The following is a 25,123-nucleotide window of genomic DNA, read 5'->3' on the forward strand; positions in this document are numbered from 1 at the left end:
TCCCGCTGTCCGCCTCGGAGATCAGTAGGGTGCGTCACGTGTCCCAGCGTCCAGATCTCACCAGCAGCCACCGCATCAACATGGCCGCCGATGCCGACGTCGACAAGCTGAGGCTGATCGTCCGCGTGGCCCGCATGTACCACGAACGCGGGTTGCGGCAGGCCGAGATCGCCAAGGCCCTCGGCCTGTCCCAGGCCGGTGTCTCCCGGCTGCTGCGCCAAGCGGCGGACCTGGGGGTGGTACGCACGATCGTGGTGTCGCCGCCCGGCATCCACAGCGAGTTGGAGGACGCGCTCGCCGACCGCTACCACCTCACCGACGTGGTCATCCTCGACGGCGACGACCTGCTGGACCACCCGCGCTCCCTGATGCGCGCCCTCGGCTCGGCCGCAGCCGGCTACCTGGAGACCGCCTTCCGCCCCGGCGATCTGATCGGCGTCTCCACCTGGAGCGAGACCCTGCTCGCGGCCGTCGAGTCCATGCAGCCCGCCAAGATGCAGGGTGCCGACAAGGTCGTCCAGCTGATGGGCGGGATGGGCGACCCCCAGGGCCAGGTCCAGGCCACCCGGCTCGCCGCGCGGCTGGCCGAACTCACCGGCGCCACCCCGCTGTTCGTCCGGGCCCCCGGGCTCGTCGGCTCCGCCGAGGCCCGCCTGTCGCTGCTGCACGACCCGGCGGTCCTGGAGGTCAGCCAGGCCTGGCAGCAGCTGACCGCCGTCCTTGTCGGCATCGGCAGCCTGCAGCCGTCGCCCCTGCTGCGACTCAGCGGCAACGCGGTCGCCGAGGCGGAGATCGCGCGGCTGCGCGGCCTCGGCGCCGTGGGCGACATCTGCCAGCGCTTCTTCGACGAGAACGGCGTCCATGTCGATGCCGGCCTGGGCGAGCGGACGATCGGCGTCTCCACCGACCAGCTGCGCATCGTCCCGCGCCGCATCGCCGTCGCCGGCGGGGAGCGCAAGTACACCGCAGTACGCGGCGCGGTGCGCGGCCGCTGGATCACCGCGCTCGTCACTGACATCACCACGGCCCGCCGACTGCTCGACGAGCCCTGAACGCCCCGATCCCTCGGGACACATGAGGACACATCCATGAACATCGAAGCCTGGCGGCAGTCCGAGCTGTCGTTCACCGCCGAACACACCTACGCCAACCCCTACACCGACGTGCAGGTGTGGGCCGACTTCACCCACGAGCCCACCGGAACCGTCCTGCGCCGGCCCGCCTTCTGGGACGGCGGCTCTACCTGGCGGATACGGTTCGCCTCGCCGCTCTCCGAAGGGCGCTGGAGCTGGCGCACCGACAGCAGCGGCGACGACCCCGGACTTACCGGCCGCACCGGTGAACTCACCCTCGTACCCGCCGAGTCGGCGGACCGCTTCCTGAGCCACGGCTTCTGGCGCATGTCACCGGGCGGGCGCTCCCTGGTGCACGCCGACGGCGCGCCCGCGCTGCTGGTCGCCGACACCGCCTGGGGACTGCCCTGGCGGGCCACGGAGGACGACGTCCGCGTCTATGCCGCCGACCGCGCCGAGAAGGGCTTCAACGCCGTCCTGATGATGAGCGTGCAGCCCGATATGCACGCCCGCGGCCCCCGCGACCGGACCGCGGACGAGGGCTTCGACATCGGCTTCGAGGACCTGAAGGACGGACACCTGGACCATCTGAACCCGGCCTACTTCCAGTATCTGGACAAGCTGGTGGCGATCCTCGGCGAGCGAGGCATCGTCCCCGTGCTCCAGCCGGTCTTCCAGGGGTTCGGCTGGAAGGGCAGGTCCGTGGCGGGCACGGTGGTCCCGCCGGAGGGGTACGCGCGCTACTGCCGCTATCTGGTGGCCCGTTACGGGGCGCGGCCGGTGATCTACCTGGTGGGCGCGGACGGTTCGGGCGAGGAACCGCAGATCGCGGCCGGCGGGCGGGAGATCGAGGAGTGGGACGCCTACGGCCAGCCCTGCGGCATCCACTACCGGCCACACGCCCGCAACGGCGCCCACCAGGACGCCGCCTGGCTCGACTTCCAGTGGTGCCAGACCGGACACCGCGGCGAACACGCCCCCGAGCGGGTCGCCGACATGTGGCGCAACGAGCCGGTCAAGGGTGTCGCCAACGGCGAGCCCACCTACGAGAATTCGGGTGCCACGGGCAAGGGCGCGGGCTGGTGGCAGGGCCACGAGGCGTGGTCCAACCTGTGCGCCGGCGGCACCATGGGCGTCGTCTACGGCGCGGGCAGCCTCTGGCAGTGGCGGCTGCACGCCGAGGAGCCGGACCACGATCCGTACTTCCTCGCCCCCGGCTGCGGCTGGCGGGAGGCGCTGGACTTCGAGGGCTCGCGCTATGTCGGCCTCGTCGGTCGCATCCTGGACGGGCTGCCGACCACCGACCTGCGCCCCGACTGGGAACTGGCCCTCGCGCCCAGGGGCCTGACGGACGGCGCCGGCACCCTCTACATCAGCTACGGCGAGCACGGCGGCCCGCTGCGGCTCGTCCCCGCAACCGCCGGGGCGGTGCCGCGCTCCTACCGGGTGATCGACCCCCGCACCGGCGAAACGGTGGCCGAGGGCGTGCGCGGCGCCGACGACCTGGCCATCCCGGACGAGGGCGGGGCGCCTCGCGTGTACATCTGCTACGACGGGTGAGAGCCCGGCGGCGGGGGCTTGTTCCGCCCCCGCCGCGGGCGGCGGCCTCGTCAGCCCGGCGGGTCGAGCAGCCGGGAGCGGATCAGAAACCGGACGCCCTCCGGGGCCTCCAGGGAGAAGCCGCTGCCCCGGCCCGGCACCACATCCACCGTCAGATGCGTATGCCGCCACCGCTCGAACTGGTCGGCCGACATCCAGAACCCGACCGGCTCGGCGACGCCCTCCACCGTCAGCGATCCGAGCAGCACATCCGCCGCCCCGGTACGGAACTCGCCCAGCGGATAGCACATCGGCGCGCTGCCGTCACAGCAGCCGCCCGACTGATGGAACATCAGCGGGCCGTGCGCCTCGCTCAGCCGCCGGATCAGCTCCGCCGCGGCAGGGGTCAGCGCGACCCGGGAACCCCGGACACACTCAGAGTCGGCCATCAGAAGAAGCCGAGCTTCTTGGGGGAGTAGCTGACCAGCAGGTTCTTCGTCTGCTGATAGTGGTCCAGCATCATCTTGTGGGTCTCGCGGCCGATGCCGGACTGCTTGTAGCCGCCGAACGCCGCATGCGCCGGGTAGGCGTGGTAGCAGTTGGTCCACACCCGGCCCGCCTGGATGGCGCGCCCGGCGCGGTACGCGGTCGTGCCGTTACGGGTCCATACGCCCGCGCCCAGCCCGTACAGCGTGTCGTTGGCGATCTTGATCGCGTCGTCGAAGTCGGCGAACGGGGCCACGGCCACCACCGGCCCGAAGATCTCCTCCTGGAAGACCCGCATATGGTTGGCGCCCTCGAAGACCGTGGGCTCCACGTAGTAGCCGCCCGCCAGCTCGCCGCCCAGGTCCGCGCGGGCGCCCCCGGTCAGCACCCGGGCGCCCTCCTGACGGCCGATGTCCAGGTAGGACAGGATCTTCTCCAACTGGTCGTTGGAGGCCTGGGCGCCCAGCATGGTGTCGGTGTCCAGCGGATGGCCCTGGGTGATCTTCTCCGTACGGGCCACGGCCGCGGCCATGAAGTCCCGGTAGTGGCCCTGCTGCACCAGGGCGCGCGAGGGACAGGTGCACACCTCGCCCTGGTTGAGGGCGAACATGGTGAACCCCTCCAGGGCCTTGTCCAGGAAGTCGTCGTTCTCGGCCGAGACGTCGTCGAAGAAGATGTTCGGGCTCTTGCCGCCGAGCTCCAGCGTCACCGGCTTCAGATGCTCGCTCGCGTACTGCATGATCAGCCGCCCGGTGGTGGTCTCACCGGTGAAGGCGACCTTGGCCACGCGCGCGCTGGAGGCCAGCGGCTTTCCGGCCTCCACGCCGAAGCCGTTGACGATGTTGAGCACGCCGGGCGGCAGCAGATCGGCGACCAGGCTCAGCCACAGGTGGATGGAGGCCGGGGTCTGCTCGGCGGGCTTCAGGACCACCGCGTTGCCCGCGGCCAGCGCCGGGGCGAGCTTCCAGGTGGCCATCAGGATCGGGAAGTTCCACGGGATGATCTGGGCCACCACGCCCAGCGGCTCATGGAAGTGGTACGCGACCGTGTCGTCGTCGAGCTCGGAGAGGCTGCCCTCCTGCGCCCGGATCGCCCCCGCGAAGTAGCGGAAGTGGTCGATGGCCAGCGGGATGTCGGCGGCCAGCGTCTCGCGCACCGGCTTGCCGTTCTCCCAGCTCTCGGCGACCGCGAGCGCTTCGAGATTCTCCTCCATACGGTCGGCGATCTTCAGCAGCACCGAGGCGCGCTCGGCGGGCGAGGTGCGGCCCCAGGCGGGGGCCGCCGCGTGCGCGGCGTCCAGGGCCCGCTCGACGTCCTCGGCGGTGCCCCGGGCGATCTCGGTGAACGGCTGCCCGTTGACCGGGGTCGGGTTCTCGAAGTACCCGCCCTGCTTGGGCGGCACGTACTCGCCGCCGATCCAGTGGTCGTAGCGCGGCTGGTAGCTGACGACCGAGCCCTCGGATCCCGGGCTTGCGTAACGAGGCATGGGCGGCCCTCCCAGTGTTCGTCGTAGCCGACCGTGTTGGTCGGTGGTACGTCGGCGGCGAGGTTAGAGGCCGGTACGTTGCACGGACGTTGCGCGCCGCACCGACCCCCGGGGGGCGTCGGCGTACGGGCCGCCGTCGGCCGTCAGCCCGTACGCCGCGCGCAGCCGCCGCACCCGCGGCAGCAGCGACGCACGGCCCGGGGCGTGCGCCGGAAGGGCCGCCAGCAGGGCCTCACCGGCCTCCAGGTCCTCCTCGCCCCACGGCGTACGGGCCCACCACCGCAGCAACTCCAGATCGCCGCAGGCCAACACGGTGCGGCGGATGTCCTCCTCCAGGATCCGGCGCATCCGGCACACCCCCGGCGCCTCCGACAGCGGCAGCAGCGGCCCCGCGTACGCGCGCACCGCCGTATGCGCGTTCCCCGCCGCCAGCTCCTCCGCCACGGCCGCCACATCGGCCCGCACGGGCGCGCACAGCCGGTAGGGGCGCGAGCCCAGCAGCGGCCCCACCAGGCGGCGCAGCCGCGACAGCTCCGCGCGCAGGGTGACCGGGGAGCGCCGGTCCGCCTGCTCCCCGTACAGCTCCAGGGCCAGCCGGTCGCCGCTCAGGCCTTCCGGGTGGGCGGCCAGCAGCACCATGATCTCGCTGTGCCGCGGCCCGAGCCGCAGCCGCCGCCCCTCGGTCAGCAGCAGCGCCTCGTCCCGCCCCAGCGCCGTGAGCAGCACCCGCGGGCCCGCCGCGCGCGGCGCCTCGGCCGCCAGCTGCGCCTCGGCGGCCCGCGCGGTCGCCTGGACCAGAGCCAGGCTGTGCGGGGCCGCCAGATGGTCGCCGCCAGTGATGTCGACGGCGCCCAACAGCCGCCCGGTGTGCGGATCGTGCACCGGGGCGGCCGCGCAGGTCCAGGGCTGCACCGCGTGGTGGTAGTGCTCGGCGGCGAAGATCTGCACCGCGTGGTCCACGGTGAGCGCCGTGCCCGGCGCGTTGGTGCCCGCGTGCCGCTCGTCCCAGCGCGCCCCCGCCACGAAGTTCATCCGCTCGGCCTCGTGCCGTACGCCGGTGTGCCCCTCCACCCACAGCATGCGGCCCTGCTCGTCACAGACCGCGAGCAGATGCGCGCCGTCGTGGGCGATGGTGCCCAGCAGCTCGCGGAACAGCGGCATCACCCGGGCCAGCGGATGGTCCGCGCGGTACGCCTCCAACTCGGCGTCCGCCAGGTCGATCGGCGCCAGCCCCTCCTGGTCCACCCGCGCTCTGGCCGAACGCCGCCAGGAGTCCGCCACCACCGGGCGGACGGCCGACGAGACCGCCCCCTCGGTCACAAACGCCTCATGGGCGCGGCGCACCGCGCGGACGCGCTCCGCCGGATCCGCGCCCGACGCCATCGCCAGCCAGGGATTGCCCACAGGTCCTCACTCGAGGTCACGGTCGGTCAGATCAGCCTCGGGCGGCGCGGGAGAGCCGAGCGGCACCGGCCGCCCCGATTCCTCACACTCTCCTGAGCGCGGGCCTGCCCGCAAGAGCCCGGACGGCGGCCCCTTTTTTGAGGCTCGGTTCGCCCCCAGCTACCGCTGGGCGGTGCCCCCTGCCGGGGCCGCGCCGAACATGCTCAACTTCCGCGCCCCTGGCGGCGCCAGGGACGGGCCGGGTGCGACGATGTGGACGTCATGGAAGCGGGCCTCGTACTGCGGGCGCTGCGAACCGCGGTGTTCGCAGCGGTCTGCGTGCTGCTCGCGGCCCTCGGCCATGCTCTGATGTCGGGAGCCGCCGTCCCGTGGTGGGTGATCGGCGCCGCCTTGCCGGTCACCTGCGGCGCGGCCTGGTGCCTGACAGGGCGCGAGCGAGGGCCGTTGGTGGTCGTCGCCGCGACCGTGGGGGCGCAGACCGCGCTCCACGTCGCGTTCATGCTCGCGCAGGACTCCATGGCCGGTGCCGGTGCCGGTGCCGGTGCCGGTGCGCCAATGCGCATGCCCATGCCGTCCATGTCGGTGGCCATGCCGTCCGGGCATGCCCACCACATGGCCCACGCCCATGACGCCATGGCCTCGGCGCCGCTGCCCGGGGGCCAGGGGTACGGCGCGCTCGGCATGTGGTCCGCGCACCTGCTGGCCGCCCTGCTGTGCGGAATGTGGCTCTCCGGCGGCGAACAGGCCGCGTTCCGGCTGGTGCGGACCCTGGCCGTCGGTCTCTTCGTACCCCTGCTGACCCTGCTGTACGGCGCCCCGCGCGTGCCCGCGCGGCCCCGCGTACGCCCCGTGCGGCACGGCGGCCCTCAGCGGCTGCGGCTGCTGCTGCTCGCTCATGTCATCGCCACCCGTGGTCCACCGCCTGGGGCCGCCGTCCTGTGACGGACGGCGGCCGACCAGGCCCACCACATCACCGGACCGCCCGCAGGGCCGTCCGGACTCCAGGAAGGACCGCAGGCGATGACCCCTGCCCGTATCCCGGCCCCCTGGCCGGTACCCCCGCTCGCACGGTCACGGCCCGTCGAGACCGGCCGCGAGCTCCCGCAGCCGCCGCGCCCGCTCGCCCCAGCGGCGGCACTCCGGGCACTCCAGCAGATGGGCGTCGAGCACCGCGTCCGGGACCTCCGGCGGCGGCGCCTCGCCGTCGACACGGGCCGACACGGCGACCCGGAACTGAGCACAGCACACCCCCACATGGTCCCCGATGCCGCGGAGGGCCGCGATGCCTGACCGCACTGACCGCACTGGCCGCACTGGCCGCACTGACCGCACTGGCCGCACTGGCCGCACTGGCCGCACTGACCGCGACGACGAGACCCTGACCTCCTGGGCGCTCGCCGCGCGCGGCGGCGACCCCGAGGCCGTGGACCGCTTCGTACGCGCCACCCGACGCGATGTATGGCGGTACGTCCACCGGCTCAGCGACGACCCGCACGCGGCCGACGACCTCGTCCAGGAGACCTATCTGCGCGCGCTGCGCGGACTGCCCCGCTTCGAGGGCAGATCCTCGGCGCGCACCTGGCTGCTGTCGATCGCCCGCCGGGCGGTCGTGGACCGGCTGCGCCGCAACGCGGCCAGGCCGCGCGCCGCCGACACCGACGACTGGCAGGCGGCGGCCGAGCGGGCCCAGCGCCGGGCGGCGCCGGACACCGGCTTCGACGAGGGGGTGGCCCTGACCCAGCTGCTCGCGTTGTTGCCGTACGACCGGCGCGAGGTATTCGTCCTCACCCAGCTGCTCGGGCTGCCGTACGCCGAGGCCGCGCTCGTCGCCGGCTGTCCGGTGGGCACGGTCCGCTCCCGGGTCGCCCGCGCGCGCGAGGCGCTGATCGAGCAGCTGGCGACGGCGGAGCGGGTCGCTTCCGGCGCGGCTGAGCTGCCAGGTGGCGTGACTGAGCTGCCGGGTGGCGTGGCTGGGCCGCGTGGTGTGGCCGAGCCGGCTCGGTTGGCCTGCGCGACCTGCTCGGCCCGCGAGGCCCGCGAGGCCCGGGAGGCCCACGAGGCCCGGGCCTGCCGGTCCGGCAGGCCCGCCCGCCTCGGGGCGCCCGAGCCGGCCGGCTCGCGCTAGCCGGGCAGGCAAGGGACGTGCTCCAGGACGAGCACCGCCGCATCGTCCTGGAGCCGCCCCTTCGTATGGGCGTCCAGGTCCTTCCTCAGCCGCCCCAGCAGCTCGGGGGTCGGCAGCGAGGCCCAGCCGCTCAGGCGGTCGGCCAGGGGGTAGAACTCCCCGGTGGGGCAGCGCGCCTCGGTCACCCCGTCCGTACAGGCGAGCACCCGGGTGTCCGGCTCGATCGGGATCCGCTGGACGGGGCGCGGGGCGCCCGTCAGATCGCCGAGGCCGAGCGGCAGACCGGGCTCCGCCGCGTCCAGCTCGTTGACCGTACCGTCGGCGTGGAGCAGATACGGCTGGACGTGCCCGCAGTCGATCAACACCATGAGCGCGGTGTCCCCGGGATCCGGTCCATCGGGAGCGGCATCGGGAGCGGCGTCGGGCCGGGTGTCCGCCGGGGATCCGGGCACGGGGGCGGGATCGTCCCGCTCCACCCCGATCACCAGGGCCGTCACAAACCGCTCCTCCTCGCTTCCGTTCCGCTCCCGCGCATGCGAGGAGTTGTAGCGGCGCAGCCCCACCTCCATGGCGTCCACCCCGTCGCTCAGGCTCCGCAGGTGGTACGCGGCCTCCCGGAACGCGGTCAGCACCGCCGCCCCCGCCCCCAGGGTGCGCAGCCCCTTGCCCTGCACATCGCCGATCAGCACCCGGGCCCCGTACGGAGTGTCGACGACCTCGTAGATGTCGCCACCCACCAGCGCGCCCTGCTGTGAGGAGACATAGAAGCCGTCCACGACCACGTCGCTGCCGCGCAGCGGGAGCTCGCGCAGCAGGGCGCGCTGTGCCGCCTCGCCGGTGGCGCGGACCTGGGTCAGCAGCTCTTCGCGGTCCCGCAGCAGCCGCGCGACGGCGATGCTGGCACCGACCATGAGGGTGTTGCCGAGGACCGAGGCGACGCGGTTGAGGGGGACCAGGCTGTCGGGGATCACGCCGTGGGTGATGGCCATGACGACGAGGTCGAGCAGGCCGAGCACCAGCGTCTGGCGGTAGGTGCAGAAGGCGGCGGCGAGGAGCGGGGCCAGCGCGGCGAAGACGTCCAGGCGGAACGAGCGGGGGGTGATCGAGTCGATGAGGACGATCAGCGCCAGATAGACGAGGAGCACGGCGAAGACGCGATTGGCGTATGCGCGAATGCGCTCCCTCCAGGGCACCGGAACCTCCGCCTCCAGATCGGGACGGTCTCAAGACTCGCACGCTGCCCCGCGCCCCAGCCAGCGGGACAGGGACCCGAAAAAGGGACCCGAAAAAGGGAGGGGTGGGGGGCCGGTGATCCGGCTCCCCACCCCACGCCCCCGGCAGGGAGCGGTCAGCTGATGGGGGTCAGCTGATGGACTTGATCAGCTCGCCGTTCGACGTGTCGCCGCTGAGCTCCCAGAAGAAGGTGCCGCCGAGGCCCTGCTGCTGCTTGTAGCTCATCTTCCCGGCGATCGTGGAGGGCGTGTCGTAGCTCCACCACTGGCTGCCGCAGTGTGCGTACGCCGTCCCCGCGACCGTGCCGGTCGCCGGGCAGGAGTTCTTGAGCACCTTGTAGTCCTCGATGCCCGCCTCGTACGTGCCGGGGGCCGCGCCGCTGGCCGTCCCGCCGGGGGCGTCCTGGCTGACGCCGGTCCAGCCGCGCCCGTAGAAGCCGATGCCCAGCAGCAGCTTCGAGGCCGGGATGCCGAGGCCCTTGAGCTTGGTGATGGTGGCGTCGGTGTTGAAGCCCTGCTGCGGGATGCCGTTGTAGGAGTTGAGGGGGGAGTGCGGGGCGGTCGGGCCCTGGGCCGCCCAGGCCCCGAAGAAGTCGTAGGTCATGGGGTTGTACCAGTCCACGTACTGCGCGGCGCCGGCGTAGTCGGCGGCGTCTATCTTGCCGCCGGAGGAGGCGTCCGCGGTGATGGCGGCCGTCACCAGGTTGGAGCTGCCGAACTTGGCGCGCAGGGCGGCCATCACGTTCTTGAAGGCGTCCTTGCCGCTGGTGTCACAGGTGTTGCCGCAGGCGTTGGGATACTCCCAGTCGATGTCGATTCCGTCGAAGACATCGGCCCAGCGCGAGTCCTTGACCAGGTCGTAGCAGGACTGGGCGAACGCGGCGGGGTTCTTGGCGGCCTCGCCGAACCCGGAGGACCAGGTCCAGCCGCCGAAGGACCAGATCACCTTCAGGTTCGGGTGCAGCTTCTTGAGCTTGCGCAGCTGGTTGAAGTTGCCGCGCAGCGCGCCGTTGTCCCAGGTGTCGGCGACGCCGTCGACGCTGCTCGCCGCGTCGTACGCCTTGTCGTAGTCGGCGTACGCGTCGCCGATGGCGCACTTGCCGCCGGTGACATTGCCGAAGGCGTAGTTGATGTGGGTGAGCTTGGCGGCCGACCCGGAGGTCTCGATGTTCTTGACGTGGTAGTTGCGCTGGTAGATGCCCCATTCGGTGAAGTAGCCGACCACCTTGCTGCCCGCGGCGGCCTTGGCGGCGGCCTTGGAGGTGGTCTTGGCGGCCTGCGCGGCCTTTGTGTGGGGTGCTTCACCGGCGGCAGCCGGGCCGGCGAGCGTCGTGGCGGCCAGGACCGCCGTACACAGCGCCGCGAGGGCGGCGAGCAGTCCGCGAAGTCCGCGAGGTCTGCGCATGGATTCTCCTCCGTGGGGGTGAGGGGAAGTGGTGCTCACTGACGACCTGCCCATGACTTGACATGAACGCGTAGGGCACGGTGGGAGCACCGTAGAAGGACTAGACCAGTGAGGTCAATGGTTTGGACCAATGTGCTCGCCGTTCGCAGAACTTGGTTGAAGATCTACCGACCGGTGACGCGGGGCCCCGGATCGGGCATACTCCAACCGCCACGGCGCAGGTCACGCCCCCTTCGCAACCCGAGGGAAGCGTCTCCGGCCGCCCGGTAGCACCCCGACGGCCCGCCGCCCGCACCCCCGGCGTCGCGCCGCCGCCGCACCCCTCCCCGACAGGGGAAGAGGGAACCAGGGACGAAGAGGGAGAGGAGAGCGCCGCCATGACCGACCACCGACCGCAGCCGGTGGAGCGTGAGCTGCCCACCGAGGAAGCCCACGACCTGATCTCACTCGTCCGCGAGCTGATCGAGCGGGAGATCAGGCCGAACGCAGCCGAAGAGGAGGCCGCCGGGCGCTTCCCGCGCGAGCTGTTCGCCCTGTTGTCGCGGTCCGGGCTGCTGGGGCTTGTGTACCCCGAGGAGTTCGGCGGCGGCGACCAGCCGTACGAGGTCTATCTCCAGGTCCTGGAGGAGCTGGCCGCGGCCCGGCTCACCGTCGGCCTCGGCGTCAGCGTGCACACCCTCGCCTGCCACGCGCTCGCCCACTACGGCAGCAAGGAGCAGATCGCCGAGCATCTGCCCGCGATGCTGGGCGGCGGGCTGCTGGGCGCGTACTGCCTGTCCGAGCCCTCCTCCGGCTCCGACGCGGCCGGACTCACCACCCGCGCCGCCCGCGAGGGCGACGGCTGGACCCTGACCGGCTCCAAGGCGTGGATCACCCACGGCGGCATCGCCGACTTCTACACCGTCATGACGCGCACCGGGCCCGACCGCACCCGGGGCATCACCGCGTTCCTGGTCCCCGGCGACGCCCCCGGGCTCACCGCCGCCGCGCCCGAGCGCAAGATGGGCATGAAGGGCTCACCCACCGCACAGATCCACCTCGAAGACGTCCATGTGCCCGACGCCCGCCGCATCGGCGAGGAGGGCCAGGGCTTCGCCATAGCCCTCTCGGCACTCGACGCGGGCCGCCTCGGCATCGCCGCGTGCTCGATCGGTCTCGCCCAGGCGGCCCTGGACGAGGCGCTCGCCTACACCACGGAGCGGCGGCAGTTCGGCCACCCCGTGGCCGACTTCCAGGGGCTGCGCTTCATGCTCGCCGACATGGCCACCCAGATCGAGGCCGGACGCGCCCTCTACCTCGCGGCCGCGCGGCTGCGCGACGCGGGCAGGCCGTTCTCCAAGCAGGCGGCGATGGCCAAGCTGTTCTGCACCGACACCGCCATGAAGGTCACCACGGACGCCGTCCAGCTGCTGGGCGGGTACGGCTACACCGCGGACTTCCCCGTCGAGCGCTATATGCGGGAGGCCAAGGTGCTGCAGATCGTGGAAGGCACCAACCAGATCCAGCGGGTCGTGATCGCCCGCCATCTCGCGGGTCCGGAGAGTCGCTGAGGTGGTGCCGCCGGTGACGGCGGAAGTGACGTACTGAAGCTCACGCTGATGGGGGCGCGGCGCGCCGGGCCCCCTCGCTGAGCAGCGGTCGGTGTGTCAGACCCGGGACGTCCGCGGGCGGCGGCGCAGACCCGGCATCCGGATCGGCTGCGACCCGGGGCCGCCGATATGCGAGAACGGCTGCATCCGCCAGTCCAGCGTCTCCGGCAGCGTCAGCAGCATCGCCGCGTCCTGCTCCGACGCGTCCAGCGACGCGTCGGCGGCGGAGGTGTCCGCCACCCCCCGCCCCGTGCCGGGGCACACCGTGAGTCCGAACGGGTTCCACGGGGACGGGCACAGCGCGTGCTCGGGCAGCACGTCCTCGTCCGCGAGCAGGGCGATCGGACGAGCGCAGTCCGGGCAGACGACCCGGAAGATCTCGTAGGTCTCGTCCGTATCGTTGTCGCCTTCTTCGAGGCGCTCCAAATAGGGCATGAGTTTCCCCCTCGGGTGGGCGGGCCGGGCGCGTCGGCCTCGGCCTGGTCAGGCGCGTCGGCCTCGACCACAGCAAGCATTTCCCGCCGCGCTACGCGGGTAATCGCGGCACCCCCGGGGACTAGCGCGAATGTATGTGGCGTTCGTCACATGCCTGCTGCAGATGCTGCGAACATGGGCGTATGTCCCACGGGTGTCCACAGGGGAAACGCCGACTGGGCCGGACCGCCTCCGACCGCATAGGGTGACGGGCTGTGGAGGAGTTGGACAGACAGATCGTGGAACTGCTCGTCAAGGACGGGCGGATGAGCTACACCGACCTGGGCAAGGCCACTGGCCTGTCCACGTCGGCGGTGCATCAGCGCGTGCGCCGGCTCGAACAGCGGGGGGTCATCCGCGGCTACGCGGCCGTCGTGGACCCGGAGGCCGTCGGCCTGCCACTCACCGCGTTCATCTCCGTCAAACCCTTCGACCCCAGCGCGCCCGACGACATCGCCGAGCGGCTGGCCGACGTGCCCGAGATCGAGGCGTGTCACAGCGTGGCGGGGGACGAGAACTACATCCTCAAGGTGCGCGTCGCCGCGCCGCTGGAGCTGGAGAACCTGCTCAGCCGGATCCGCTCGCTGGCCGGGGTCTCCACCCGGACCACCGTCGTGCTGTCCACGCCCTACGAGGCACGCCCGCCCCGCGTGTGAATCCCGCCCCGCGAAGGCCCACCCTGATGCGGGCCGGCTCCGCCGAGGGGCGAGACTGAGGGGCGTACCGCACGCACGCGTACCGCATGCACGCCCGATCCGACCCCGCGAGGCAGCCCGCCGTGAACGACCCCACATCCGACCAGGCCGAAGGCCGCACCGTTCTGCTGCGCGGCGGCGAGGTGCACAGCCCCGCCGACCCGTTCGCCACCGCCATGGTGGTCGAGCGCGGCACCGTCGCCTGGGTCGGCTCGGAGGGCGCCGCGGACAGCTTCGCCGACGGTGTGGACGAGGTGGTCCACCTCGACGGAGCGCTGGTCACCCCCGCGTTCACCGACGCGCATGTGCACACCACCGCCACCGGACTCGCCCTCACCGGCCTCGACCTCGCGGGCGCCCGTACGCTCGCGGACGCGCTCGGCCGCGTGCGCGCGTACGCCGGGGCCCACCCCGAAGACCGGATCCTGCTCGGCCACGGCTGGGACGCCAGCGGCTGGCCCGAGGGGCGGCCCCCCACCCGCGCCGAGCTCGACGAGGCCGCCGGCGGCCGCCCGCTCTATCTCACCCGCATCGATGTGCACTCCGCCGTCGTCACCACCGCCCTGCTCGACCTGGTCCCCGGCGTCGCCGGGATGACCGGATACCACGCCGTCGACGACGCTGCCGCGCCGCTGACCGGCGCCGCCCACCACGCCGTACGCGCCGCGGCCCGCGCCGCCGTGACCGTCCGGCAGCGCACCGACGCCCAGCGCGCCGCCCTCGCCCGCGCCGCCTCGCTCGGCATCGGCTCGGTCCACGAGTGCGCGGGCCCCGACATCTCCGCCGAGGACGACCTCACCGGGCTGCTGCGGCTGGCCGCCGAGGAGCCGGGCCCGCGCGTCTTCGGCTACTGGGCCGAGGCCGCCGCGAGCGCCGCCGACCTGGACAAGGTGCGCGACCTCGGCGCCCTCGGCGCGGCGGGCGACCTCTTCGTCGACGGCTCGCTCGGCTCGCACACCGCGCATCTGCACGAGCCGTACGCCGACGCCCCGCACACCGGCACCGCCCACCTGGACGCGGCGGCCGTCGCCGCCCATGTCATCGCCTGCACCGAGGCCGGGCTGCAGGCCGGCTTCCACGCCATCGGCGACGCCGCCGCGACCACCGTGGTGGAGGGCGTACGGGCGGCCGCCGACAAGGTCGGCCTCGCCCGGGTCCGCGCCGCCCGCCACCGCGTCGAGCACGCCGAAATGCTCACCCCCGAGGCCATCGCGGCCTTCGCCGAACTCGGCCTCACCGCCTCCGTCCAGCCCGCCTTCGACGCCGTCTGGGGCGGCGAGACGGGCATGTACGCACAGCGGCTCGGCCCGGAGCGCGCCCGTACCCTCAACCCCTTCGCCGCGCTGCTGCGCGCCGGCGTGCCCCTGGCGCTCGGCTCCGACAGCCCGGTCACCCCGCTCGACCCCTGGGGCACCGTCCGCGCCGCCGCCTTCCACCGCACCCCCGAGCACCGCGTCTCCGCCCGCGCCGCCTTCACCGCGCACACCCGCGGCGGCTGGCGGGCCATCGGGCGTGACGACGCGGGCGTCCTGGTGCCCGGCGCGCCCGCCGACTACGCGGTCTGGCGCACCGGTGAGCTCGTCGTACAAGTGCCCGACACGCGGGTCGCCGACTGGTCGACCGATCCGCGCTCGGGGACCCCGGGGCTGCCCGACCTCACACCCGGCGGTCAACTCCCGGTCTGCGTGCGCACGGTGGTCGGCGGGCGGACCGTCCACCTCCGGCCGGACGAGTGACGCACGGCCGTGTCGTACCGCCGAACGATGCTCCCCCGGCTTGTCGCGGTAGCTGAACACAGTCCGTACTGACCTGCTCATTTGAGGAAACAGCGCAGGTCGTGCCGGTGTTGACAGGGTGCGGTCGGCGGCCGGTAGGTTCGGCCGAGTCCACCACAGGACGTCCGACCGGGGAATCTCCACGCAGTCGTCGAACGCCGCTGGGCCATGGGGTGGCGCGCCGACCGGTGCGCCACCGCTGGGAGCCAGGTCCAGCGCACGGGGGCGAGGGAGGGATCGCCGGGTCGGCAGGTGCGACCCGGGAGGGGCCCGGACGCTCAGTAGACAACGGCTCTCGGTCGATCCGCAGCCAGCGGGTCCCAGGCCGGCCCGAAGGGCGCCGGGCCCCGATTCCGCACCCATGGTGTGCTCATAGCGCACTCACGACGCCCTCGTGGCGCGTTCATATCGCCCTCATGTCGCTCTCATGGCGCCCTCGTGACAGCCTTGGGAACCAGCCTGTCCGCCTGAGCGTTCCGCACCTCGGGACACATATTCGAGCCCCGCGTTATACGGTCACCTCACCACAGCACGACTTGCAGGAAGGCAGCACGTGCAATCGGGTACCGAAACCAACGCCGAGGCCGGCCCCCGGGGCGCGGCCGAAGACCGACCGGGGGAGCAGCAGCCGGAGCCCGCCGCCGCGCCTGCCACGGCCGACGCCGAGGCTCTGGCGCCTGACGCCGAGGCTCCGGCGCGCGACGCCGCGGCCCCGGCCGAGGCACGTTCCGAGTCGGCCCGCCCTGGCCGGATGCGCCGGCTGGCCCGGCTCGCCCGCCGCGAGGCGCGCCGCAGCGCCATCGCGGCCGTATTCGGTCTCGCGCTGGGCCTCGCCTTCCCGCCGTACGGGCTGTGGCCGCTGTCCCTGGCCTCCGTGGCGGCCCTGAGCCTGCTCACCCACGGTCGTACGGCCCGGCAGGGCGCCTGGACCGGCTTCGCGATGGCGTTGCCGTTCTTCATAGTCCTGCTGAAGTGGCTGCACGTCGTCGGCTGGGACGCCACGGTGGGCCTCGCGACCCTCCAGGCGCTCTACTTCCTCCCGCTGGGCGCGGCCCTCGCCCTGACCTCCCGGCTTCCGGTGGCCTGGCTGCGGCCCCTGTGGGCGGCCTGCCTGTGGATCGCCGAGGAGTGGGCCCGCGGGCGGGTGCCGTTCGGCGGCTTCACCTGGGGCCGGCTGGCCTTCGCCAACACCGGGTCGCCCTTTACGCCGCTCGCCGCGATCGGCGGTGCCCCGCTGGTCAGCTTCGCCGTCGCCCTGACGGGCACGCTGCTGGCCGCCGCGGCTCTGGCCCTGTACGGCATGCGTGGCGGCACCCCGCGGCCGCGCGCCGCGCTGGCGGCCGGCGGATCGGTCGCCGTGGCCGCGGCCGTGACCGTGGCCGGGTTCGCCGTGCCGATCCCCACGGCCGCCGACGACGCGGTGGACATCGCGATCGTCCAGGGCAATGTCCAGAAGCCCGGTATGGACTTCCTGGGCCGCCCCATGAAGATCCTCAACAACCACGTCAACGCCACGATCGAGCTGGCCAAGGACGTGAAGGCCGGCCGGATCAAAAAGCCCGACCTGGTGATCTGGCCGGAAAACGCCTCCGACCTCGACCCCTTCCAGTATCGGGAGGCGTATGCGCGGATCGACGAGGCCGTGAAGGCGATCGATGTGCCGGTCCTCGTCGGCGCCCTGGTCGACCACCCCACCAAGCAGGGCTATGTGCTGAACCAGGGCATCGTCTGGGACCCCAAGACCGGCCCCGGCGCCTCCTACACCAAGCAGCACCCGGTGCCCTTCGGCGAGTACGTCCCCTTCCGCGAGCAGCTTTCCAAGGTCATCACCCGGTTCAAGCGGGTCCCGCGCGACTTCTACCCCGGTGACCACACCGGGGTGCTGAAGGTCGGCCCGGCCCGGCTCGGCGATGTGATCTGCTTCGAGGTCGCGTACGACGGGATCGTCCGGGACACGGTCAACGCGGGCGCCCGCATGATCGTCGTCCAGACCAACAACGCCACGTACGGCCGCACCGGCCAGCCCGAACAGCAGCTGGCCATGGGCCGGCTGCGGGCCATCGAGCACGGCCGCACGGTGGTCACCGCGGCCACCAGCGGCATCAGCGCGGTCGTCGCGCCCGATGGCACGATCGAGCAGCGGACGAAAGAATTCACGCAAGATGTGCTCACCGCGCGCGTCCCGCTGCGCGATGGCAAGACTGTCGCCGACCGCGTCGGTGCGACCCCCGAGTGGGTGCTCGCTATGGTGGGCGTTCTCTCCTGTGCGGCCGCGATCATGATTGGCCGTCGGGGACGTACGGACGAGAAAGGGCAGTAAGACCGTGAGCGACGCACGCGAGGCCGACGAGCCGCGCCAGACTTCGGACGCCGCGGATTCGCCTCGCGGGCGGAGAAGCGAACAAAGTGGTGCCGTGAGCGACGCACGCGAGGCCGACGAGCCGCGCCAGACTTCGGACGCCGCGGATTCGCCTCGCGGGCGGAGAAGCGAACAAAATGGTGCCGTGAGCGACGCACGCGAGGCCGACGAGCCGCGCCAGACTTCGGACGCCGCGGATTCGCCTCGCGGCGGGAGCAGCGAGAAGGGCGACGCCGTGACCGAAGGGGACGGCGGGCGGCGGAAGTACGGTCCGCTGGGCAAGGTTCTGGTGATCATCCCGACCTACAACGAGGCGGAGAACATCAAGCCGATCGTCGCCCGGGTGCGGGAATCCGTGCCCGAGGCGCATGTGCTCGTCGCCGACGACAACAGCCCGGACGGCACCGGCAAGGTCGCGGACGAGCTCGCGGCCGAGGACGACCACGTGCGCGTGCTGCACCGCAAGGGCAAGGAGGGCCTGGGCGCCGCCTACCTCGCCGGGTTCCGCTGGGGCATCGAGCACGGCTACGGCGTACTGGTCGAGATGGACGCCGACGGCTCACATCAGCCCGAGGAGCTGCCCCGGCTGCTGACCGCGCTCAAGGGCGCCGATCTGGTGATCGGCTCGCGCTGGGTGCCCGGCGGCCGCATCGTCAACTGGCCCAAGCGGCGGGAGTACCTTTCGCGCGGCGCCAGCACCTACTCCCGGATCCTGCTGGATGTGCCGATCCGTGATGTGACGGCCGGCTTCCGGGCCTTCCGCAAGGAGACTCTCGAGGGCCTTGGCATGGACGCGGTCGCCTCCCAGGGCTACTGCTTCCAGATCGACATGGCCTGGCGCGCGGTCAAGGCGGGCTTCCATGTGATCGAGGTCCCGGTGACGTTCGTCGAGCGTGAGCGGGGCGACAGCAAGATGAGCCGGGACATCGTCACCGAGGCGTTCTGGCGGGTCGCCACCTGGGGCGTGAGCTCCCGGGCGAACAAGCTGCTGGGGCGCGACCCCTCCTGAGCGACCCCGGGGCCGCTCAGCCGCGGCATCGGATCTCCCCGCGGAGATCTTTGGCCCCCGGGGCCCGGCTATGCCGCCGGGCCGGGCACACTTGGAGCATGATGACCGGCCCGTCGCAGCAGCAGACCGACCCGACCCGCCCCAAGCGCTCCCGCCTCCGCACCTTCCTGCCGCTGGGGATCGCGGCCTGGCTGGTGCTGGAGATCTGGCTGCTGACCGTGGTGGCGGAGGCCGCCGGCGGGTTCACGGTCTTGGCGCTCTTGCTCGCCGGAGTGGTGGTCGGCTCGGCCGTGATCAAGCGTGCCGGCCGCCGGGCCTGGCAGAACCTCTCGCGGTCCATGCAGCCGGGCGCCGCGCCGCAGGACCCGGCGGCGGGGACGGGCAGCAGCTTCACGATGCTCGGCGGGCTGCTGCTGATGATTCCCGGCCTGATCTCGGATGTGGCCGCGCTGGTGTGTCTGTTCCCGCCGACGCGCGCGCTGCTGCGCGGCCGGGTGGAGGCGCTGCTCAGGCGCCGGGTCGGGTATGTGCCCGGGCCGATGGGCGGCGGCTTCGGGCCGGGGCCCGACTCCGGCCAGGACCGGATGCGCCACCCCGACGGCAAGGTCATCCAGGGCGAGGTCATACGGGACGACGAGGACCCGCACTCGGTGCGCAGGGACTGACCCGTTACGCGGGGTCGACAAGGGCCGGGGCCACTGCTCGGCAGTGGCCCCGGCCCTTGATATGTCGCTGTTGTCGCTGTCGGTTGCCGTCGTGTGATCAGGCAGACTTACGGGTGTCGCGCGGATGCACAGCGATGTTCATAGCGCCGGAGCGCAGTACGGCCAGCCGCTCGGCCAGCACCTCCTCGAGCTCTTCACGGGTGCGCCGCTCCATGAGCATGTCCCAGTGCGTGCGCGCCGGCTTGGCCTTCTTCTCCTCAGGACCGTCGCCGTCCACCAGGAGTGCTACGGCACCACATGCCTTGCACTCCCACTCCGGCGGGATCTCCGCCTCTACCGAGAACGGCATCTCGAATCGATGTCCGTTCTGGCATGCGTACTCCACCGCCTGGCGCGGGGCCAGATCGATGCCGCGGTCGGTCTCGTAGCTGGTCACCACGAGTCGCGTGCCGCGGAGAGCTCGCTCACTCATGAATCGTGCCTCCCGGGCTTGTCGCCCACAGGACAGGTGTCGCTGTCGTCGTCATCCGGTCAACGTCCGGTCGGCGGTGAAGATTCCCGTACTGGGACATGCGTCGCCCGTCGTGCCGCCCCGTTGTTCTACCCACAGGCGCCCGGTTTGTCACATCTGGCAGCAGATGTCACCCAGCGTTTCTGGTACTTTAGCGCGCAGTAACGGTCCGCCTTGTAGGCCGAGGGCGTACACTACCGCTCCGCACCCGCGAGGGCTAAATCCGGTCATGTATCGCTGTCCGTGTTGTCCCTGGTTCGCCCTGTGCGACGACCGGCGAGCGCTCGCCCGCGGGTGAGGGAAGTGCGAAGAAGCGCAGGAAATACTGGGCGAGCGGCCCGATGGACAGCGCGTACAGCACCGTGCCGACCCCCACGGACCCGCCTAGCGCGAACCCGATCGCCAGCACCGTCACCTCGATCGTGGTCCGCATCAGCCGCACCGAGCGGCCGGTGCGCCGGTGCAGCCCGGTCATCAGCCCGTCCCGCGGGCCCGGTCCGAAGTGGGCCGAGATGTAGAGGCCGGTGGCCGCGCCGTTGAGGATCACCGAGAACACCAGCAGTGGGATCCGCAGGGCCAGCGCGTGAAGGTCCGGCATCAGCCAGAGTGTGATATCCACCACCACGCCGATCACCGCCACATTGGACACGGTGCCCAACCCCGGGCGCTGCCGCAGCGGGATCCACAGCAGCAGTACGGCGGCGCCGACCACGATGGTCACCGTGCCGAAGGACAGCGAGGTGTGCCCGGCGATGCCCTGGTGGAAGACGTCCCAGGGGTCGAGCCCGAGTCCGGCGCGCAGCTGGAGCGCCATGCTCACGCCGTACAGCACCAGCCCCGCGTAGAGGTGGACCAGACGGCGCGCGAGCCGGGGGCCGGGGGACGGGGGCGGCATTGGCGCCGAGGGTTCGGACGACGCGGACGGCGACGCGGACGGCGACGCGGGCGACGGCTCAGGTGACGGTTCGGGTGATGGCTCGGACGACGTGGGCGGTACGGGTGGCGCGGACAAAGAAGGCTCCCAGAGGCTGAAGTGGCCTTGCCGGTGGAGGCAGTGGACTGTGGCGTGTCACTCTGTACCCCGAGATCAGTCCAGTTCTATGGCCAATTCCGGAAAGGTGGACCGCAGACGATGAGTCCGTGGACATCCGCGGTGGGAGCACCCCAGTTGGCTCGCCTGCTCGGGCCGGAGCACACACGCGAGGCCGAGGCCGCGGCGATCGTCTCGGTGACGGGCGGCCGACGCGTACCCGCGTACCGTTCGCTCGCCGATCGCGTACGGCTGCTCGTCCTCGAAGGCCGGGTCCCGGTCGCGGCGCGGCTGCCCGCCGAGCGCGAGCTCGCGGCGGCCCTGGGGGTCAGCCGGACCACGGTGGCCGCCGCGTACGAGGCGCTGCGCCAGGAGGGCTTCCTGGAGTCGCGGCGCGGGTCCGGCAGCTGGACCGCGATGCCCGACGGGAGCCCGCTGCCCACCCGTGGGCTCGACCCGCTGCCGCCCGAGGCCGCGCGCTCCGTGATCGACCTGGGCTGTGCGGCCCTGCCCGCGCCCGAGCCCTGGCTGACCCGCGCCATGCGCGGCGCCCTTGAAGAGCTCCCGCCGTACGCCCACACCCACGGCGACTACCCCGCCGGGCTGCCCGCACTGCGCCAGGCCCTCGCCGACCGCTACACCGCCCGCGGCATCCCGACCATGCCCGAACAGATCATGGTGACCACCGGGGCCATGGGCGCGGTGGCCGCCATCTGCCGGCTGTTCGTCCGCCACGGCGAGCGGGTCGCCGTCGAGTCGCCCTCGTACGCGAACGTCCTCCAGCTCCTGCGGGAGGCCGGCACCCGGCTGGTGCCCGTGGCCATGGGACCCGGGCTCGCGGGCTGGGACCTGCCGGCCTGGCGGCAGACGCTGCGCGAGGCCGCGCCGCGGATGGCCTATGTCGTCGCCGACTTCCACAACCCCACCGGCTCGCTCGCCACCGACGAGCAGCGCAGACAGCTCGTCGACGCGGCGCGCTCGGCCGGGACCGTGCTCGTCGTCGACGAGACCATGGCCGAACTGCGCCTGGACGACGAGGTGGAGCCGCCCCGGCCGGTCGCCGCGCTCGACCCCGGGGGCAGCGCCGTCGTCACCGTCGGCTCGGCGAGCAAGTCCTTCTGGGCCGGGCTGCGCATCGGCTGGGTGCGCGCCGCCCCCGACATCATCCGCAGCCTGGTCGCGGCCCGCGCCTACGCGGACATGGGCACCCCGGTCGTCGAACAGCTCGCCGTGGGCTGGCTGCTGGCCACCGGCGGCTGGGACGAGGCGGTCGAGCTGCGCCGCGCGCAGGCGCGGGAGAACCGCGACGAGCTCGTCGCCGCCGTCCGCCGCCACCTCCCCGACTGGGAGTTCGCCGTACCGCACGGCGGGCTCACCCTCTGGACCCGCACCGGCGGCCTGTCCGGGTCACGGATCGCGGAGACGGGCGAGCGGCTTGGCGTACGGGTCCCCTCGGGCCCCCGCTTCGGGGTCGACGGCGCCTTCGAGGGGTACGTGCGGCTTCCGTTCACGGTCGCCGGCGCGGTCGCCGAGAAGGCCGCCACCCGCCTGGCCGCCACGGCGGACCTGGTCGCGAGCGGCGCCGTGGTGGAGGCCCAGGTCCCGCGCAGCTACGTGGCCTGAGCCGGTGGCGGGGCGCGGCCTTGACGGCCGCGCCCCGCGAGTCAGCCGTCCGGGCACGGCTGGGCCGCGCCACCGCGACCTGGCCGCCTGGGCACGGCCCGGCCGCCCTGACACCGCCTACCCCTCCGCCGGGCTCCCCGCGGGCCCGGCCTTCACCATGTCGACCGCCATGTCGATCCGCCCCGCGGCCTCGACGGGGTCCGGGTCCGGGGCCGCGGCCTCCCGTGGCCGCTCCGGCTCCGGCAGCAGCCCGAGCACGGCCTGCCGCTGCGCCTCGCTCGTCGCCTCGTCGTACGGATCGGGGGTGGCCGGCACCTGCAGCCGGTGCACCGGGCCGGCGCCGAGCCGTACGTAGCCCCGGCCCGGGGGCACCTCGGGCGTCGGCGTGGTGTGCGGCGGGGCGCCGAGTACGGCCCGGATCTGGTCGTCGGAGGCGGGCCCCAGCACCACCCGGGCCCGGGTGTGGGACCGTACGACCTCGCCGAGCGCGTCCGCGGCGTCGAGGTGGTCGGCCACCACCACCCGCACGTGGGCCGCCCGCCCGTGGCGCAGCGGCACCTGCAGCAGCTCCTGCGGGTCGCGGCGGCCCTCGGCCGCGGCGAGCTGGCCGAGCACCGTCGGCCGGTCGAGGACGAGCCACAGCGGGCGAAGGATGTCCTGTGGCGGCGGGTGGCCCGTCTGGCGGGCCCGGTTCGCCGCGATCAGCCGCCGCTCCGTCTCGTGTGCCGCCCACTCCAGCGTCGCCAGCGTCCCGGCGAGCCCGCATTCGACGCCCAGCACCCCGGCCCGGCCGCCGAGGAACGCGTACTCGCCGGTGCCGCTGCCGTCCACCACCAGCACCTGGCCGTGGCACAGCGCCTGGAGGGCGATGGACCGCAGCAGGGTCGTGGTGCCGCTCCCGGGCGGGCCGAGCGCGAGCAGATGCGGCTCCGTCGACCGCGGCCCGGTGCGCCACACCACCGGCGGGGCGTCCCGCCGCACCTCCTCCGCCGGGTCGTCGGCGGCCTCCGTGACGGGCAGCGTGCGCTGCACCGAGGAGGCGTCGGTGAAGCCGAGCACGGTCTCGCCGGGCGTGGTCACAAAGCGCTGGGCGCCGATCGCGGTGGACAGGGCGGGCAGCACCGTCATCGTCAGGCGGTTGGCCTCTTCGTCCCATTCGAAGAAGTACTCCCGGCCGCGCCCCGACTTGGCGTACAGCAGCCGCTCGACGCGGGTGCGGGACTCCTCGTCGCCGTCGGTGAAGTACGCGGGGTAGCGCAGCTTCAGCAGGGTCAGCCGCCCGCCGTCGTCGAACTCGAAGGAGCCGAACGCGCTCGACCACTCCCCGCCGTGCGTATACAGCGGGCTCGGGTCCTCGGCGGCGGAGAAGTACGGCACCAGCGCCTCGTACAGGATCCGCAGGCGCTCCCGGCCGGCCTCGTCGGGCCCCGGATCCTTCACCGGGCCCTTGCGCCCGGCCCAGAACGCGGCCCCCATCAGGCTGACGGCCGACAGCGTCGGGCCGTACGGCAGCAGGGCGATGCCCACCACGCAGGTGGCCATCAGGAACAGCGCCGGGCCGCGGCGCTCCTTCGGGGTCTGCGCCCATTTGCGCCGCCCTCCGGCGGCCATGGCGCGCAGCCCGCGGCCGAGCGCGATCAGCGGATGCAGTACGTCGGCGGTGCCGTCGCCGACGGCCCGGGCGAACCCGCGGACGCGGGCCGACCTGGCGCCGCGGGCCGGCTTGCCGAGGCGGGCGGATGTGCCGCCGTGGATCAGCCCGCCGCCGCGGATCAGTCCGCCGCGGGCGAACCCGCGGGCGCGGGCCAGCGGGCCGCCGCCGCTGAGGACACGGGGGAGTGGTCGTCGGCGCACGTCAGAACTTGATCCCGCCCAGCAGGTTGGCCAGGCTGGTGCCACCGGCTCTGATGCTCGGGGCGATCGCGGTGCTCGCGAGATAGAAGCCGAAAAGGGCGCAGATGATGGCGTGCGACGCCTTGAGGCCGTCCTTGCGGAAGAACACGAAGACGATGACACCGAGCAGTACGACGCCGGAAATGGACAGGATCATCACGGGCTCCTGGCTGGTGGGGGACGGTCACCATGAGTTCTTCCAGGGTCACTCCAGGTACCCACTCGGCAAAAGGTGCAAATGGGTGGATTATCGGTGTATTCACTGGTGTGGACGCGAAGTCGGAGGCGAGACGCCCATGAGCGACCAGAACCGCGAGGCCGAGCCGGCCCACGACCCGGAGGTGCTTCAGCTCGCGGCCACGGTCTTCGATCTGGCCCGGCACGGGGACACCGATACGCTCGCCGCCTATGTGGACGCGGGGGTCCCGGCCAATCTCACCAACGACAAGGGGGATTCGCTCCTCATGCTCGCGGCCTGTTACGGGCACCCGGCGACCGTCTCCTCCCTGCTGCACCGCGGGGCCGACCCCGACCGCCCCAATGAACGCGGCCAGACGCCCATCGCCGGCGCCGCCCTCAAGGGCGAGGAGGAAGTGGTGCGGGTGCTGCTGGCCGGCGGCGCCGATCCGCGGGCGGGCTCGCCCTCGGCGGTCGAGGCGGCGCGTATGTTCCGGCGGCGGGATCTGCTCGCGCTGTTCGGTGCGGCGGAGTGAGCTGACGGCGTACTGGCGGCCTGTCGCCCGTTCGACT

The 25,123-nt window shown here is 72.8% G+C and carries 22 protein-coding genes and 1 pseudogene; 12 read left to right on the forward strand and 11 right to left on the reverse strand.

From position 1 onward, the window contains the following. The first annotated feature begins 38 nt into the window (after positions 1 to 38). Together ACH4U7_RS08560 and ACH4U7_RS08565 are read left to right on the forward strand one after the other, a co-directional pair. Positions 39 to 1,052, forward strand: a complete 1,014-nt coding sequence (locus ACH4U7_RS08560) for a sugar-binding transcriptional regulator (protein WP_398527222.1) — start codon at positions 39 to 41, stop codon at positions 1,050 to 1,052. Between the two features lie 36 nt (positions 1,053 to 1,088). Then, positions 1,089 to 2,633, forward strand: coding sequence for a DUF4038 domain-containing protein (locus ACH4U7_RS08565; RefSeq protein WP_398527223.1), 1,545 nt, complete (start codon positions 1,089 to 1,091; stop codon positions 2,631 to 2,633). 50 nt (positions 2,634 to 2,683) lie between these two features. On the opposite strand, the gene ACH4U7_RS08570 is transcribed toward ACH4U7_RS08565, so the two are convergent. The 3 genes from ACH4U7_RS08570 to ACH4U7_RS08580 form a co-directional block, all read right to left on the reverse strand. After that, positions 2,684 to 3,061, reverse strand: a complete 378-nt coding sequence (locus ACH4U7_RS08570) for a DUF779 domain-containing protein (RefSeq protein WP_398527224.1) — start codon at positions 3,059 to 3,061, stop codon at positions 2,684 to 2,686. Then, a complete protein-coding gene (adh, locus tag ACH4U7_RS08575; protein ID WP_398527225.1) occupies positions 3,061 to 4,584 on the reverse strand; it encodes an aldehyde dehydrogenase in 1,524 nt (507 codons plus the stop codon). Before adh ends, ACH4U7_RS08570 begins: the two co-directional genes overlap by 1 nt. A 63-nt stretch (positions 4,585 to 4,647) precedes the next feature. Then, a complete protein-coding gene (locus ACH4U7_RS08580; RefSeq protein WP_398527226.1) occupies positions 4,648 to 5,988 on the reverse strand; it encodes a GAF domain-containing protein in 1,341 nt (446 codons plus the stop codon). A 261-nt stretch (positions 5,989 to 6,249) separates the two neighbouring features. On the opposite strand from ACH4U7_RS08580, the gene ACH4U7_RS08585 reads away from it, so the two are divergent. After that, on the forward strand, positions 6,250 to 6,930 hold the full coding sequence (locus ACH4U7_RS08585) for a hypothetical protein (protein ID WP_398527504.1): 681 nt from the start codon (positions 6,250 to 6,252) through the stop codon (positions 6,928 to 6,930). Between the two features lie 129 nt (positions 6,931 to 7,059). On the opposite strand, the gene ACH4U7_RS08590 is transcribed toward ACH4U7_RS08585, so the two are convergent. Continuing rightward, a complete protein-coding gene (locus ACH4U7_RS08590; protein WP_078610878.1) occupies positions 7,060 to 7,236 on the reverse strand; it encodes a zf-HC2 domain-containing protein in 177 nt (58 codons plus the stop codon). Positions 7,237 to 7,270: 34 nt separating this feature from the next. On the opposite strand from ACH4U7_RS08590, the pseudogene ACH4U7_RS08595 reads away from it, so the two are divergent. Then, positions 7,271 to 7,918, forward strand: a pseudogene (locus ACH4U7_RS08595) (sigma-70 family RNA polymerase sigma factor); the annotation flags it as partial. A 191-nt stretch (positions 7,919 to 8,109) separates the two neighbouring features. On the opposite strand, the gene ACH4U7_RS08600 reads toward ACH4U7_RS08595, so the two are convergent. Together ACH4U7_RS08600 and ACH4U7_RS08605 are read right to left on the reverse strand one after the other, a co-directional pair. After that, on the reverse strand, positions 8,110 to 9,306 hold the full coding sequence (locus ACH4U7_RS08600) for a PP2C family protein-serine/threonine phosphatase (protein ID WP_398527227.1): 1,197 nt from the start codon (positions 9,304 to 9,306) through the stop codon (positions 8,110 to 8,112). A 169-nt stretch (positions 9,307 to 9,475) separates the two neighbouring features. Further along, the gene (locus tag ACH4U7_RS08605; RefSeq protein ID WP_398527228.1) at positions 9,476 to 10,750 is read right to left on the reverse strand and encodes a glycoside hydrolase family 18 protein; all 1,275 of its coding nucleotides are present in this window, start codon (positions 10,748 to 10,750) and stop codon (positions 9,476 to 9,478) included. Between the two features lie 377 nt (positions 10,751 to 11,127). Here ACH4U7_RS08605 and ACH4U7_RS08610 point away from each other — a divergent pair, with 377 nt between their 5' ends. Then, positions 11,128 to 12,300 carry an acyl-CoA dehydrogenase family protein gene (locus tag ACH4U7_RS08610; protein WP_398527229.1) on the forward strand — a complete coding sequence of 391 codons (1,173 nt, stop codon included), beginning with the start codon at positions 11,128 to 11,130 and terminating at the stop codon, positions 12,298 to 12,300. A gap of 96 nt (positions 12,301 to 12,396) precedes the next feature. Here ACH4U7_RS08610 and ACH4U7_RS08615 read toward each other — a convergent pair whose 3' ends face one another. Continuing rightward, positions 12,397 to 12,774 (reverse strand): hypothetical protein, encoded by a 378-nt coding sequence (locus tag ACH4U7_RS08615; protein ID WP_398527230.1) that lies wholly within the window; start codon positions 12,772 to 12,774, stop codon positions 12,397 to 12,399. 254 nt (positions 12,775 to 13,028) lie between these two features. Between ACH4U7_RS08615 and ACH4U7_RS08620 the strand changes: the two genes are divergently transcribed. The 5 genes from ACH4U7_RS08620 to fxsA all read left to right on the forward strand — a co-directional run bounded on the left by ACH4U7_RS08620 (position 13,029) and on the right by fxsA (position 19,316). Then, the gene (locus ACH4U7_RS08620; RefSeq protein WP_089510296.1) at positions 13,029 to 13,469 is read left to right on the forward strand and encodes an Lrp/AsnC family transcriptional regulator; all 441 of its coding nucleotides are present in this window, start codon (positions 13,029 to 13,031) and stop codon (positions 13,467 to 13,469) included. An 86-nt stretch (positions 13,470 to 13,555) separates the two neighbouring features. Continuing rightward, on the forward strand, positions 13,556 to 15,244 hold the full coding sequence (locus tag ACH4U7_RS08625) for an amidohydrolase (protein WP_398527231.1): 1,689 nt from the start codon (positions 13,556 to 13,558) through the stop codon (positions 15,242 to 15,244). Between the two features lie 592 nt (positions 15,245 to 15,836). Continuing rightward, entirely contained in the window at positions 15,837 to 17,603 is a 1,767-nt protein-coding gene (lnt, locus tag ACH4U7_RS08630) for an apolipoprotein N-acyltransferase (protein ID WP_398527232.1), read from the forward strand. Between the two features lie 274 nt (positions 17,604 to 17,877). After that, positions 17,878 to 18,651: a polyprenol monophosphomannose synthase gene (locus ACH4U7_RS08635; protein ID WP_398527505.1), complete on the forward strand. Its 774-nt coding sequence runs from the start codon at positions 17,878 to 17,880 to the stop codon at positions 18,649 to 18,651. A gap of 101 nt (positions 18,652 to 18,752) precedes the next feature. Beyond that, the gene (gene fxsA, locus ACH4U7_RS08640; protein ID WP_398527506.1) at positions 18,753 to 19,316 is read left to right on the forward strand and encodes an FxsA family membrane protein; all 564 of its coding nucleotides are present in this window, start codon (positions 18,753 to 18,755) and stop codon (positions 19,314 to 19,316) included. A 97-nt stretch (positions 19,317 to 19,413) separates the two neighbouring features. On the opposite strand, the gene ACH4U7_RS08645 is transcribed toward fxsA, so the two are convergent. Together ACH4U7_RS08645 and ACH4U7_RS08650 are read right to left on the reverse strand one after the other, a co-directional pair. Continuing rightward, complete coding sequence (locus ACH4U7_RS08645) at positions 19,414 to 19,788, reverse strand: RNA polymerase-binding protein RbpA (protein ID WP_043486392.1); 375 nt, start codon at positions 19,786 to 19,788, stop codon at positions 19,414 to 19,416. A 256-nt stretch (positions 19,789 to 20,044) separates the two neighbouring features. After that, positions 20,045 to 20,722 (reverse strand): YitT family protein, encoded by a 678-nt coding sequence (locus tag ACH4U7_RS08650; protein ID WP_398527233.1) that lies wholly within the window; start codon positions 20,720 to 20,722, stop codon positions 20,045 to 20,047. Positions 20,723 to 20,959: 237 nt separating this feature from the next. Here ACH4U7_RS08650 and ACH4U7_RS08655 point away from each other — a divergent pair, with 237 nt between their 5' ends. Continuing rightward, positions 20,960 to 22,480, forward strand: coding sequence for a PLP-dependent aminotransferase family protein (locus ACH4U7_RS08655; RefSeq protein ID WP_398527234.1), 1,521 nt, complete (start codon positions 20,960 to 20,962; stop codon positions 22,478 to 22,480). A gap of 117 nt (positions 22,481 to 22,597) precedes the next feature. Here ACH4U7_RS08655 and ACH4U7_RS08660 read toward each other — a convergent pair whose 3' ends face one another. Further along, positions 22,598 to 24,334 carry a hypothetical protein gene (locus ACH4U7_RS08660; protein ID WP_398527235.1) on the reverse strand — a complete coding sequence of 579 codons (1,737 nt, stop codon included), beginning with the start codon at positions 24,332 to 24,334 and terminating at the stop codon, positions 22,598 to 22,600. Between the two features lies 1 nt (position 24,335). Beyond that, positions 24,336 to 24,530, reverse strand: a complete 195-nt coding sequence (locus tag ACH4U7_RS08665) for a hypothetical protein (RefSeq protein ID WP_014174892.1) — start codon at positions 24,528 to 24,530, stop codon at positions 24,336 to 24,338. Positions 24,531 to 24,669: 139 nt separating this feature from the next. On the opposite strand from ACH4U7_RS08665, the gene ACH4U7_RS08670 reads away from it, so the two are divergent. Further along, on the forward strand, positions 24,670 to 25,086 hold the full coding sequence (locus tag ACH4U7_RS08670) for an ankyrin repeat domain-containing protein (RefSeq protein ID WP_398527236.1): 417 nt from the start codon (positions 24,670 to 24,672) through the stop codon (positions 25,084 to 25,086). Positions 25,087 to 25,123 lie beyond the last annotated feature (37 nt).

Source organism: Streptomyces sp. NPDC020845 (assembly GCF_044334165.1).
Taxonomy (GTDB): Bacteria; Actinomycetota; Actinomycetes; order Streptomycetales; family Streptomycetaceae; genus Streptomyces.